Raw genomic sequence first — 13435 nt, forward strand, 5'->3', positions numbered from 1 at the left:
ACGTTCACCCTCTATTTAAAAACCTCGTCTAAATGGTCTTTATAAAATGAAATGGCACGTTCAAATTCTTTTACTTCCTCTACTTTCAAAACTGTTTCAAGTAATAATTTCATTGCGGATTCATGATCGTTTACGTTATATTTTGCTAATGACAAAAATACTTTTATCGCATCATTATCCGGAAACTGCTGCAAACCTGTTTCTAAAACTGTAATTGCTTTATCATACTCACCTATACAACGATATGTACTGCCCAAGCCAATATAAGCACCGCAAAGTGACTCCCCTTCAAGTCCGTTCGCAATTGCTTGTTCATAATAAGGCATAGCTTCCGTTTCAAGCCCCATTACATCATGTATCCAAGCACATTGATAAAGTACTTCTGCATCCCTCGTAAAATTTGTTAATCCGATAAGTATCTCTCTAGACTGTGCATATTTCTTTTCATTTCTAAGTTTTATAGCTTGCTTTAATAAATGTTCCATAGAATCCACTCCTGACCAATTATTCTATGTACCCATCTTGAATGGTTAACGTTTAATATTCGTGTAAAAGTAAAATTCCCATAAATTAAAGTTTCGCTTACCTATATATACTATGCGGATTCACTCTTATCCAAATACTTAAAATTATAAAGCAGTAATGTGATTACATAGTACTTCTAACCTTTTGACAATTTCTTTCGCTGTTTCATCTTTCCCATTACATAACTTCTCTTTACCGTCTTGTCCAATTACGTAGTGTACCGCTCCGCGCGAATATAAAGAATGTGGTGAATTTGCAATCATTACGTTTGCTTTTGCTTCTGCCATTCTATTTTTCGCTCTTTTAAACAGTTCTTCTTCATTTATATCGCTTTCAAGTTTAAAGCCAACGAGTACCGTTTCTGGAGCCCACTCTTTTATTTGTTTTAATACTTTTGGAGCCTTTTGAAAATGAATAATTGGCGCTATATCACTTGAAATTTTCCCATTCATATCAAGAGTATTTCCATCTTGATCACAAATTTTGTCTACAATCCAATCTGATCCAGCCGCTGCCATAATAACCGCATCGATTTTTTCATATGTAATAATACTTTTCATTTTATCTTGTAAATCAACAATTCCTTCAAATGGGTGTAATTCTAATTGATTATTTATATCTTTTGGTTTCTCGGCAAAATAACCGTGTAAATATATAACATGTGCCCCTTTACTTATAAGCTCTTCGGCAATTATTCTTCCAATAGTTCCTTTTGCCATATTCGTATGACCACGCACTTGGTCCCATTTTTCTAAACAACCACCACTCGTAATTAATACCTTTTTCCCCTTCATTGTAACCATCCCTTACTGATTTTTCTTACGAAACCATTCTGTTCCAAAGTCAACAATATCTCGTTGTTTCATAAGTCGGCACGTTGCATTTCCTATTTTTCCATTTGTTACAGTTCCCTTTTGTTCAAACTCGACACCGATTTCTACAAACTTATCAGAATCGTAATCCATATCAAAAAACTCTTTCCATACTCTTTCCCCATTTTCTATAATAGGTGCCCCCACGTTTATTAACTCACATGCACCAGTACGTACTTCAGATAAATGTACAGACGTATTGGAATCATATCCAACACCAATTAATAATACGTATCCGTCTAAATCGTATATTTTTCTTAATGGAGATTCCTCTCCTAAACTCATTGATAGTGACTGATTCATCGTTATTTCTTCTGCCTGCTTTCCCCATGCAGCAAAACTTCCTAATGGATGGTTGCTGCGTACTACATTCGGATATGTACGAAAACATTCAACTACTTTTCCCATTGCCCTTGTTGGTGTTATATGTGGCTCAAATGCCGGGACGTTATCCCGAATGATTTGCCACCATTCTTCTGGTACAGGTGGTCTTGACCAATGTTTCGGATCAGATAAATCCGAAGATTGCGTTGGCATAATAATTGTACCCTCTTCCGTAATCACTTTCATTAACGCCTCTACTACAGCAACTGCTCCGCCAGATATCCAGCCGATAGAACTTAATGAAGAATGAACGATTATTGTCATTCCTTTTTGGACTCCTAATGCTTTTAGATCTCTTATAATCGTTTCAATGGTATTCGGAGATTGTGTACTTGCTACTATTTCATTCATTTTCATAACGGTTCCCCCACTAACCCTATATATTTAAACTTATACATAAATATATATTATCATATTTTTCTTAATTTTTAACTTAATCATTTTTTCATATTTATAAAATATCGAACTATAAAAACAAATTGATTTTTAAAATATATAGCACGAGGCTTTAACATATCCTAAAAATATATAGATTTTATCAATCAACAAAATATTTTTCAATTTTTAAAATCACCCACAAATATAATATTAAAAAAGAATCACATATTATAATAGTGATTCTTTTTCGACAAGAGAACAAATACCTCGTTTTAACAATAATATGAGATATGTAAATTCAAAATGTGTTTCTTATATATAGTTTTTACTCATATAAAAATTTATAGATTTACAGATTCGAATCTTAATATTCAGGAATATGCGTGGTTATTTTTGTCCTTGTAGTTGCTCTACTATAGTTTTTGCCTGTGTATCAAGTCTCTGGGCCGCTTCACCAATACCATTGAATTCATGAACTGCTTGTTCTATACATGAGTAACTTTCAGTAACACTCTTTTCTGATTGTAGAGTCCCTGCACTAATCTTTTGTACCTGCTTGGTTATATTCTCTACATTAAAGTGTACATCTTTAGTTACGTTTTTAACTTTATTTGCTAAATTACGAACTTCATTTGCAACAACATTAAAACCACTACCATAAGTACCCGCATGAGCGGCCTGAATTCCAGCATTTAAGGCTAATAAATTAGTTTGTGTGGCAATTTCATTAATCGTTTTCACCATGTCGCGTATAATATTAGTTTATTCGTTAAGCTCTTGTAATAATTTCATATTGTCATTCGTTTGTTCAACTATTTGTTTAATGGCCGCGGAAACCATATGACTACGCTTAATTCCTTCTTGCGCACGTTCCTTTAGATTTTCCGCCATCTCTTGCAATTCATGTGTTACCTTTGCCGTGCCATCTTCACGTGCAGTAATATCTGTAGCGACTTTAATAACCGCTTGAATCTCTCCATTCTTATCTATAACGGGGGTATACGTCGCTTCTAGCCATATCGTTTTCCCTTGTTTCGTAATTCTCTGTATTTTCCTTTGAAATGAGACTCCATTCCGAAAATTCCTCCAAAAGATATCATATTCTGGACTTTGAACAAACTGTGAAGTACAAAACTGACGATGATGACTGTTTAATAGTTCATCCACTTCATAGCCCATTGCATATGCAAAATTATGATTTGCCCAGATTACTTTTCCATAGGGATCAAACTCAATCATAGCTAGTGAACGTTCTAATGCAGCAAGTACCTCCCCTTGATTTAATACTTGAGTACTAAGTGAAGTAGTTTTGGAAATATAATCACTCTTCATATGCTTCTCCCCATTTCAAAAATAAATTAAATATCATCGTATTTCCCATCAAATATACCACTATCGAATTATACTAATATTTATATAATTTGTCCCACTTTAATTCGTATATATCAACGATTTTTAATAATATTTTTTCAAAATGAAAAGAGCACATTTAATTTCAAAGTGCTCTACCCTAAAACTGTTCACGTGAAATTCCCAAAATAGAAAATAACACAAAACGTAATGAACTTCCTTAATCAAAACTACTTTATAAATATCTTATCGAAACAAGCATTTTCACAAAATAAAATAAGTTCAAGCAACTGCTTTATTTTTATACGATAAAAACATACTATTTCACCTATTACAATTGTCTAGTACTCACTTAAAATAATTTGAGAAACATAAGACTTGATATACCTCCTATTTAAATTTCCACATAGCATCTTTTTAATGCTAGATATAAGATGCGTTCACCAATTATAAATTCATTTATATGTAACTAATTATTTGATCAATTTTTGAAATAATATATTTGTTCTTGTAATGCCCTTTTTTCATATACTTCTTATCCTTCAATCGTAACCCCCGTAAACATCGATAAGTTTCCCGTTATTTTCTCACCTACACGTAAAAATAACCCTGCGGCTCTTCCGCTTATACAATGAGAGCCAATTAATAGTTTACCAGTATACGGACCATCCCACGTGTCAATTGTATAGTCAGGCATTTCTATATATTGCTGATATATTTTCCGTTGTTCAAAGTAGTACTCTGTTTTATCTTCAGCTAATAATTTATCATTTTCGTATATAGATACCCCTCCACCTTCACGGCCGTATAAAGGTTTAGAAACATATGATTCATTTTTTTCTATAAATGTTTTATTTGTAAAATATGTTGGTAGGAAGTATTTCTGAATGATTCCTCGCTCTTCTTCCTCAAAGAAAACTTCCTCTTCATAAAGTTGCCAAATTAATGCGAGTACACTTTTATTTTGCATAAGAAAAGCAGCCGGTGGATTTATGATTTTCACTTTTCCTTGCGCTATATGATCTAAAAATTGGAGTCCAATTCTTTTTCCATTTTTATCGGCATCTAAAACTAAATATTCAATTGGATATAGTCTATATAAATAATGGATTCGTTCACCATTTGGCGTATATATACCATCATCTGCCACGACGATATCTTGTATACCTATATAGTCCGTTGATTGATCTAAGCAATAGCTTTTTAAAAATCGAACTGTTTGATGATCTTCATCGTGCCAATCATAACTAGTAAAATATATCGTCTCTTCAGGACCTATATTATAGTCATGTTTAATTTGTTCCCATGCCTGCACAATATGTTCTTCTATATGATTCGGATGGTTCACTTCATGATAACGGCACAAAACTTCGTTTGCGACTGACGGCTCTAAATAACCTGTTGGTGTATCACAATTTACTTCTATTAACTTTATATCTTCACCATTTACGATAAAGTCAAACCTTGTAAAATATGAAAATAAACCAATATGTTTCATTCTCACAATTTCCCACGTTTCAGCTGGAAATCCTAGTTTTTGAAAATCTTCTGTCGTATTTACAATATATTGATACGTTCTATATAATACATACATAATTTCCTCTGTCGCTTTTGAAATAGCAGTATATGTGTTTACTGGCATACGATACATACCCGTTGCCATATATTGATTCCATTCTTCCTTCTCTAAAAGGCTCGGCCATGTAAATCCATTCCTACCAGCCTCTTCCGCAAGTGAAAACCATACTTTCATATACTCTTTCTGCTCTTGTTCTGTATACATAACTCCATTATCCTTTCATTTTATGATCCCGCTGGTGCTTTTGCGTTTCCAATTCCACTGGAACCAGGATTCACTTTCGGCGTTTGTGTCGTAGATGATTTCGGCGTATTTGTATCTGGCGTCACTTTATTTGAAGAATTTGGCTGTTGTTTATTTAAATCCACTTTATTGGAAGAGTTATTATTGTTACTGTTAGTGCCGCCGTAATATCCTCCACCACCGCTGCCACCAGTTCTACTTTGGTCTTTTTCACGATATGGAATAATGTTATTTGTATACGGTTTCTTCATTACATTTGATTTTGCTGTATAATTCATATTTGGGGTTCTGCTTGCTAATAAATATCCTGCTACGAATGGAAGTATTGGTAAATGTGAATTTTCATTATACGATGAAAATGATGGATTATTTTCTTTACATAACTCATCATTTTCTACATTTTCATTAGTAGGAGTTTTGTCATCACAATTTAATGTTTCTTGTTCATTCGCTTGTTTTCCACCATCTGTTTTAACAGTAGTACTTTCTTTCTGGGCCGTTTCTTCTTCATAATCTCCACAGCCCGTTAATAAAAAAGATGACACTCCTATTGAAGTAGCAATTTTTATAAATTTACTTTTATCCATTCTCATGTGTTATACACCTAATTTCTTTTATCTATATTTTTCCAGATACCTTTATTATATAATGTAATTCTTACTTTTTTCAAACTATACTCAATATGTATATTTACATATTTTTAATGCTATTCTTCCAGATAGCATTGAAACCTTTCGACTCCCGGATATCTTTCTCCTAAACTTTTAACTTGAAAACCAATTTTCTTATAAAATGCTACTGCCTCTTTGTCTGTCTCTGCTTCTACATAAGTCAATTGATGTAGTCTTACTACTTCCTTTATCATTTGCAACGCAATTCCTTTATAACGATATTGTGGAAGGACTGCTATATGGCAAATTCTCGCTTTATTTGCTCCGATTATTTCAATACCTATACAAGCCTCTTCTTCATATCTGTACAAAGTCCCTTTATTACTTTGATAATATAAAACTGCTTTCTTTAAGCTAGCTTCACTTGGCCCGACTGCATACTGTAACACATTTAAAATTGGATCTTTCTCAATTTGTTTCACGCGTTGCAAATTCATTTCTACATCCCTTTCCATGAAAAAAGACTAGCTCTTTCTATAAAGAGCTAATCTCATTACGCCGTTATTTTTTCTTCTTTTTTCACAACTACAGCCACATAACTATGTAGTATCATCCCAATAATAACTAGGCTCATACCAATCCAAGATAAAGATGACGGAATTGGCGCAGATAGCAAGATGAGCTCTCCTGCTAGCGCAAATAATACTTCACCAGACTGAGTTGCTTCGACTGTTGCTAGTTTTTGTGGATCATCTTTTACAAGATCTGTCGCAAAGAAGAATAATACAGTCGCAATTAAACCTGAACTAACCGCTACTATAAAACATTGAAAAACTTGACTACTTGACGGTAGCCCGCCTGTTGATACTTCATAACCAGATAGTAAAAACCAGAATGGTAGGCTTGCTAATGTCATACCGAGAACTCGCTGGAATACATCTAACTCCCCTTTACAAACTTGCATCATTTTTCGATTTCCAAGAGGATACGCAAACGCTGCAATAAGTACAGGAACGACACATAAAACGGTTTCACGAATTCCTAATGAAGAAGCATGTTCTATTTGCATGAGTACAACACCGCATAGAATAATGCCCGACATAACTAATTCTTTCATTGGAAGTTTTTTATGTAATGGATCCACTGCAAAAAATGGTGTTAACAAAATTCCTGCGACGATTGTAATTTGCCATGTTGATGCAACAAGCCAACCAGGTCCAAAAGCTCCAGCAAAACTAAGCGGAGCATAAAAGAGGCCAAATCCAACGATACTCCACACTAACCATTCTTTCGGATTGTTTCTCATATATTGAAAGAGTTGCTTTAAGTTTCCTCTATACATGACAATAAGTAAAAGCATTGGAACCATAAAGTAGTACCGTAATGAAGCACTCCAAATCCAGCTTCCACCTTCTAAGTCCATCGCCCGGTTTAAAACGAAGGTAAAGGCAAAGAAAAATGATGCCAATATCCCTATTGCAATAGCTTTCATTATAAAACCCCTTGTTTAGTTTCTTCTTATACTATACAACAAATTAAATATAATTAAAATTCGAAATCTTTATCTCGCATCTATTCTAGCTTTAAATAGTCTTCTTAACTGACTAATATGAGCTTGATGGTACCGATTATGATCAGCTATATGCCATATCCCCCACCTTATAGTCGCATTTTCTCCCTTTTCATAAAAAACTTCCCGCGTTAAATCGTGTTCTGTTAGTTTCATACATTCCTCATATAACATACATTGCACAGCTTCATAATCTTGCATTAATTGTTGCAGCGTATGTTTTCTTAAACTTGGCAGTTCTCCTACTTCATTTAACATAGGTCCATATATATTTTCAAATGTCAGTGGAACTGCTTCTCCTTTTAAGCGGTACACCCAATGTAAATCGACTACTGCTAAATGTTGAAGTAGTTGTCCGATGCTATTTTCATTATTTTCTGACCCTTTAAAAGACAGTTCTTTCTCATCAATACCTTCCACTAACTTTTGCAATCGTTTAAATGTATCCGTAACCGTCGCATACAAAATCGCTACTTGCGGATTCATATTTTTTTCTAAATGGAAATCTTTCATGCTAAACTACCTCTCTTAAAAGAACAACACCATATGTTCATCATCACTATACACACCGTTCATTTTTATAGCTCTTTTTTCAATTCCATACGTTTTAAAACCCATTGATTCATACAATTTTTTTGCTGGATCGTTTGTGGACACAACACCTAATGTCAATTGTTCCAAGTTCAGTTCTCTTGCTCTTTCAATTGCCTTACGTATTAACTCACGTGCAAGACCACTTCTTCGATTACTTGCATCTACATACATCGCAACGATATGACCTTTATGTTTATACGCATCTTTCTCTTCTGTTAGTAAAGTAACAACTCCAATTAATTGATGCTCTTCATTAAAAGCACCAAATGTACAACTAGTAGTAGCTGTTAAATTACTTTCCACTCGCCTAATAGGATTTTCCTGACGAATCGCCTCTTCATAAGTTGTTACAAATGCCTCTGGATTTACTTGTAATGCTTGTAAACGTAAGTCCCAATATTTATTCGCGTCTTCTTTCGTAAGTAATCGAATCATATTACTCCATCTCCTTTAAGTTAACATAATATTTTTATAAGCCACTATTCAAAGATTCGTATTCTTCCCTTAACATACTATAACGATAACGATGAATGAACTTCCCTTGACGTAATCGATCATTTCTCATTAGCCCTTCACAAACAAAACCAACCTTTTCATAACTCTTTCTAGCTTGAAAATTATCTTCATCTACACGTAGCCAAACTTTTTCTAATTCAAATTCGTAGAATGCTAGATGTAACATACTATATAGAGCCGCTATTCCATACCCTTTACCCCAGTATTCTTTATCACCAATTGCGATTCCCAGTTCCGCATTTTTATTTGTTTTATCAAAGTTTTTAAGATCTACCCATCCAATATGTATGCCGTGCTCTGCAGTGATAGCTCTTTGTTCATAGCCATTTTTCCGATTTATACATGCTTCAATCCATTTTTTCGTTTCTTCACGAGTAAACGGCGGATATTGATCTGGTACAACTAGATGTTTTGTTACTTTTGTATCTAATGACCATTGAAATCGATCTTCTACATCGTCTAGTGTCAATTCCCTTAATTGAACGAATGGTACATTCATTGTGCTATCCCCTTTTTATTTTCCTATAGAAAATCCTTCGAACATTCTTCCTCCATACTGTTCTAGCGTTTTTTCTACAAAAGTAATTAATTTACTTTTCTCTCCTGTTGTATAAAAATGATCAAACGCCGCTACAAATTGATCTGCATATTGATCATCATATCTTCTAAGTACCCTTATAAACCATTTTGAATTTCCAAGCCATTTCCCATTTACTCTTAATACATATTCATGTAATAAATCAGCTAATAAATTCGCGATAAACAATTCTTCTTCTCTTTTTGATGCACCAATAAAATCATCCAAAGTATCCGTAATAAAATACCGCTTCTGTTTCATCATTTCTTCAGTCCATTTAGCTGGTCCTTTATTTAGTAAATCATTTGCTTCTCTTTTTAATTTCTTAACACTTTCATTTTCCCCTTTTAATACAATTCCCTCTGAAACTAATTGTGGTAACGAAGGTCTTCCGCGATCACAATCCATTTTAAAAAAGGTTTTATACGTTTCAAAATTATGTACAAATACTTCGGCTGGCCATCCATTACTATAGAAAGATTCTCTATAACAAGATGACAAACTACAATCAATTATTACAATGTCCAGATCAGATGTTTTTGTCGCTTCCCCTCGTACAACGCTTCCTCCCAGTAAAGCTACATCACAATTCGGAAATTGTGATGTAATTATGCTTTGTGCCGCTTCCATTGGTTTCATAGCCGTTCTCCTATTCTTATTTCACTTTCTTTTTTTCAGCTCTTTCTTTTGTTTTTTTTATATAGGCTTCTGCATCGGGTGTTTTACATGACGTTACACCGTGATCAACTTCTACTTTTCCTATCACGCGTGCAGTTTCAATCGCCTGTCGTTCCAAACTTTCATTCCGGACTCCTATTGCAATTAAAGCTCTATTCATCGCTTCTCTTTTACGATTTTTTTCATTATGTATATAAGTTTTAATCTCTTCTAGATACGGTAAAAAGAAGTCATCATATAACGTTTTATTTTTAATCGTGATATTCGCTAATAATGACCAACCTGCTCTTCCGATCCATTCATCATCAGACTTTGTCCATTCTTCCATTCTTTCTATCGCGATTGGCGATGTACAAATAGCGGTCATCAAAACGTCCATTAAACAATAATAATCAACTTCCTTTACCCATTTATTTAGCTGTTCTGTCGTAACTTTCTTCGGATCTAAAATCATCGTCGCTAAAGTCATTGCATCCATATTTTTTGTTTCCCATAATAAAATTGCTAAATCATGATCTTTTTTTATCTTCTTTTTTAACAATTTTAAATTGGCAAAACTAACTCCGAATAGTGGCTCTTTCGCTCCGTGGTTCTTATACGTTTTACGATTTTGTTCTGTTCCATACTCCTCTAGTTGCTGCATTACTTCCTCAAGTAACATATGCCCACCTCTTTATCTTTTATGTTGATTTCATATGTGCATGTACGATATATTCTACATTACTTTTTGGTTTTCCTATATGTATTTTTAAAATACGGTATGTGAAATTTTATAGATGCGTTTTAATGTAACAGACACCCTCTTCGCTAGCATATTCTGTATACAATACCCTACTAACTCACTCATTGGATTTACTATATATATGAACAAATTACATGCATTTTCATTCAATTCTTATTTCATTTTAGTAAACCTGTAAAATAATAAAATCTTGCATATTTTTGGACAAACTTTTTTGCGCTTGTAAAAAAGTTTTTTGCAATTACCGCCCTATAATTGCTAATATAGTAGAGTAGAACTTTTATAGAGAGAAGGAAAATTATGCACAATGGAATTCGAATGACAACTTTAGTAAAAAGGGCTATGTTAGTTTGCGCGGGGGTATTATTTACTTACGAAGCCGCTTTTGGATCAGTACATACTGCTCTAGCAAGTACAGAGGATGAAACAAAATCTGTTCAACTTGTAAGTGAAATTCAATCATCTCTTGCACCGAAAGAAGCTCCAAAACAATATAATGGGCAAGTTAGAAAAGTAGCTTACTTAACATTTGATGATGGTCCTGGAAAATACACAGCTGAGCTTTTAGATATGTTAAAAAGTGAAAATGCAAAAGCAACATTTTTCCTAATTGGTTCAAACGTAAAAGCATTCCCGGAACTTGTAAAACGTGAAAATGCTGAAGGCCACTATGTTGGGATGCACAGTATGACTCATAACTACAAGAAGCTTTACACAGAAGGTCATTACGTTGATGAAATGAAAGAAGACCAAGGCTTAATCGCCGGTGTTCTAGGAAAATCACCAGTATTAACACGCCCTGCTTACGGCTCAATGCCAGGATTAAACGAAGCTCTTCGCAACAAAGTTGTTGAGAACGGACTAAAAGTTTGGGATTGGACTATCGATTCATTAGACTGGAAATACAACAAAATGCAAGTTGATGCTGCATCAGCTAAAATTGTAGAAAACGTTCTACATGGTGCTACAAACCCAACAGAAGTTATTCTTATGCACGACATTCATCCACAATCCGTAAAAGCAGTACCTGGAATTATTAAAGGACTGAAGGAAAAAGGATATGAATTAGAAGCCTATAGTGAGAACGAACACTTCCCATTAAACTTCTGGCACGATAATCGTATGTAATGAAAAGACTTGATTTCCTCTAGTAGGTTATCAAGTCTTTTTTTATCGTTTTGGGAATTTCCTCATATAGAAATTCAGCATTTCTATAATGTATGTCCCTTCCCTTTTAGCAAGAAAAAATCAAATAAATGTACCTTTGAAATATCAAATGCTATACTATAGCCTAGTTTAAATAAGTAGGTGTTATATGATCGTATATACAGTACAAACTGAAGCAGCATGGAAACACTTTAAAAAACTTGGTTATTTAGAAGGTAATAAAGAAGTGATCGATCCAGATGATATATATTCATATGACTGGATGGTGCGCGCTGCTAAAACAAGATTGGATCATTACGAAGGTAACTATCCTATTTGGGTCTGGGAAGAAACTAATTACCCAAACCGAAATCATAAAGCTTGGGGTAGACAAAATTCAAAAATGGTAATTTTAACACTAGATGTACCGGAAGAATGGGTACTATGGAGCTATTTTGACTATTGGTGTTGCGCTATGGCTGATGGATCAATATACTTACACACAAAAAATAAGTGTACAATAGATGAATGGTATACCTCTATGGATAAAAAATACGGGATAATATTCGATTTCGAATATTTATTATCTCATCCTGATTGGTGTCTAGGTAAAGAGGATTCATTAGAAAAACAAGGTGTTATCGGCAAAATATCCCTTTCCTTCGTGAAAAAAGTAAGACGTTTTCGTGCTAAGACCGATAAATCTATTAGTAAAATCAGAAGTGATAACTGGGATAATAGAAAAGAAAACCGCATTAAAAAGATGAATCGAAAATTAAGAAAAAGAAACGAAAAGCAAAAAAGATTGCAAAAGCGGCTTATGCGAAATTAAAACATATATATATTAAAATACAGTAAGAAATTATGGATTGAATATACAAATTCAATCCTATTTTTTATATTATCAACACTTTAGCACATATTACTCTTAAGGAGTGATATGTGTATGGATTTTCTTTCAACCGAATATTTGTCAGCCTTACTGGCCATCATTGTAATCGATTTAGTATTAGCCGGTGATAATGCCATTGTAATTGGATTAGCAGCAAGGCGATTACCGAAAGATCAACAAAAGAAAGTGATTATATGGGGAACTATCGGGGCAATCGCGATTAGAGCCCTCGCTACCTTAGTTGTCGTTTGGTTATTAAAAATACCAGGGCTACTTCTAATTGGTGGTGTACTCCTTATATGGATTGCTTACAAATTAATTGCTGAAGGCAAAGATCATGATATTAAGGCCGAAGAAGGATTTTGGTCTGCTATTAAAACCATTATCATTGCTGATGCATTAATGGGAATTGATAATGTACTCGCTGTTGCGGGAGCTGCGCATGGCAATTTTTCTTTAGTCATCATTGGACTATTAGTGTCCATTCCAGTAGTAGTATGGGGTAGTACATTAATTTTAAAATGGGTGGACCGATTCCCTGTCATCATTACAATCGGAGCAGCTGTTTTAGCTTATACTGCCGCGAAAATGATTGTAGATGAAAAATGGTTCGCTGGATTTTTCGAAAGTAACCCTTTCATAAAATGGGCCTTTATCATTATTATCATTGCCGGTGTAGTATTCTTTGGTAAGATGAAACAAAAAACGAAAGATGTTTCTATATAATGACAACGTTATATGTACAAACAAAAGCGCTACTCATAGGAGTAGCGCTCTT

The 13435-nt window shown here is 34.0% G+C and carries 17 protein-coding genes; 3 read left to right on the forward strand and 14 right to left on the reverse strand.

The genetic code is table 11. The features are described from left to right. Window positions 1-11: 11 nt before the first annotated feature. The 14 genes from KVT31_RS19715 to KVT31_RS19775 form a co-directional block, all read right to left on the reverse strand. Entirely contained in the window at window positions 12-485 is a 474-nt protein-coding gene (locus KVT31_RS19715) for a tetratricopeptide repeat protein (RefSeq protein WP_140392476.1), read from the reverse strand. A 144-nt stretch (window positions 486-629) separates the two neighbouring features. Then, window positions 630-1319, reverse strand: a complete 690-nt coding sequence (locus KVT31_RS19720; protein WP_088096734.1) for a phosphopantothenoylcysteine decarboxylase domain-containing protein — start codon at window positions 1317-1319, stop codon at window positions 630-632. A gap of 12 nt (window positions 1320-1331) precedes the next feature. Beyond that, complete coding sequence (locus tag KVT31_RS19725; protein ID WP_170930144.1) at window positions 1332-2132, reverse strand: AAC(3) family N-acetyltransferase; 801 nt, start codon at window positions 2130-2132, stop codon at window positions 1332-1334. 414 nt (window positions 2133-2546) lie between these two features. Continuing rightward, window positions 2547-2900, reverse strand: a complete 354-nt coding sequence (locus tag KVT31_RS30725; protein WP_308162488.1) for a methyl-accepting chemotaxis protein — start codon at window positions 2898-2900, stop codon at window positions 2547-2549. A gap of 21 nt (window positions 2901-2921) precedes the next feature. Further along, window positions 2922-3491 carry a PAS domain-containing protein gene (locus KVT31_RS30730; protein WP_217563212.1) on the reverse strand — a complete coding sequence of 190 codons (570 nt, stop codon included), beginning with the start codon at window positions 3489-3491 and terminating at the stop codon, window positions 2922-2924. A gap of 553 nt (window positions 3492-4044) precedes the next feature. Continuing rightward, a complete protein-coding gene (locus KVT31_RS19735) occupies window positions 4045-5292 on the reverse strand; it encodes a glutathionylspermidine synthase family protein (protein ID WP_088096736.1) in 1248 nt (415 codons plus the stop codon). A 20-nt stretch (window positions 5293-5312) separates the two neighbouring features. Then, window positions 5313-5924 (reverse strand): hypothetical protein, encoded by a 612-nt coding sequence (locus KVT31_RS19740; RefSeq protein ID WP_088096737.1) that lies wholly within the window; start codon window positions 5922-5924, stop codon window positions 5313-5315. 113 nt (window positions 5925-6037) lie between these two features. Next, window positions 6038-6439: a GNAT family N-acetyltransferase gene (locus KVT31_RS19745; protein WP_088096738.1), complete on the reverse strand. Its 402-nt coding sequence runs from the start codon at window positions 6437-6439 to the stop codon at window positions 6038-6040. 56 nt (window positions 6440-6495) lie between these two features. Next, window positions 6496-7434: a DMT family transporter gene (locus tag KVT31_RS19750; RefSeq protein WP_088096739.1), complete on the reverse strand. Its 939-nt coding sequence runs from the start codon at window positions 7432-7434 to the stop codon at window positions 6496-6498. A 69-nt stretch (window positions 7435-7503) separates the two neighbouring features. Beyond that, window positions 7504-8025, reverse strand: coding sequence for a DinB family protein (locus KVT31_RS19755; protein WP_088096740.1), 522 nt, complete (start codon window positions 8023-8025; stop codon window positions 7504-7506). 15 nt (window positions 8026-8040) lie between these two features. Then, a complete protein-coding gene (locus KVT31_RS19760) occupies window positions 8041-8541 on the reverse strand; it encodes a GNAT family N-acetyltransferase (RefSeq protein ID WP_088096741.1) in 501 nt (166 codons plus the stop codon). 34 nt (window positions 8542-8575) lie between these two features. Next, the gene (locus KVT31_RS19765) at window positions 8576-9121 is read right to left on the reverse strand and encodes a GNAT family N-acetyltransferase (protein WP_088096742.1); all 546 of its coding nucleotides are present in this window, start codon (window positions 9119-9121) and stop codon (window positions 8576-8578) included. Between the two features lie 15 nt (window positions 9122-9136). Continuing rightward, complete coding sequence (locus tag KVT31_RS19770; RefSeq protein WP_088096743.1) at window positions 9137-9838, reverse strand: nucleotidyltransferase domain-containing protein; 702 nt, start codon at window positions 9836-9838, stop codon at window positions 9137-9139. A 16-nt stretch (window positions 9839-9854) separates the two neighbouring features. Continuing rightward, the gene (locus KVT31_RS19775; RefSeq protein ID WP_088096744.1) at window positions 9855-10538 is read right to left on the reverse strand and encodes a DNA alkylation repair protein; all 684 of its coding nucleotides are present in this window, start codon (window positions 10536-10538) and stop codon (window positions 9855-9857) included. Between the two features lie 381 nt (window positions 10539-10919). On the opposite strand from KVT31_RS19775, the gene KVT31_RS19780 reads away from it, so the two are divergent. The 3 genes from KVT31_RS19780 (at window position 10920) to KVT31_RS19790 (ending at window position 13383) form a co-directional block, all read left to right on the forward strand. Continuing rightward, window positions 10920-11747 (forward strand): peptidoglycan-N-acetylglucosamine deacetylase, encoded by an 828-nt coding sequence (locus KVT31_RS19780; protein WP_088096745.1) that lies wholly within the window; start codon window positions 10920-10922, stop codon window positions 11745-11747. Between the two features lie 187 nt (window positions 11748-11934). Next, window positions 11935-12597, forward strand: a complete 663-nt coding sequence (locus tag KVT31_RS19785; RefSeq protein WP_088096746.1) for a DUF3841 domain-containing protein — start codon at window positions 11935-11937, stop codon at window positions 12595-12597. Between the two features lie 114 nt (window positions 12598-12711). Continuing rightward, entirely contained in the window at window positions 12712-13383 is a 672-nt protein-coding gene (locus tag KVT31_RS19790) for a TerC family protein (RefSeq protein ID WP_088096747.1), read from the forward strand. The last annotated feature ends 52 nt before the right edge of the window (window positions 13384-13435 follow it).

The sequence above is a fragment of the Bacillus sp. GbtcB14 genome (assembly GCF_019091205.1).
Lineage (GTDB): Bacteria > Bacillota > Bacilli > Bacillales > Bacillaceae_G > Bacillus_A > Bacillus_A cereus_AG.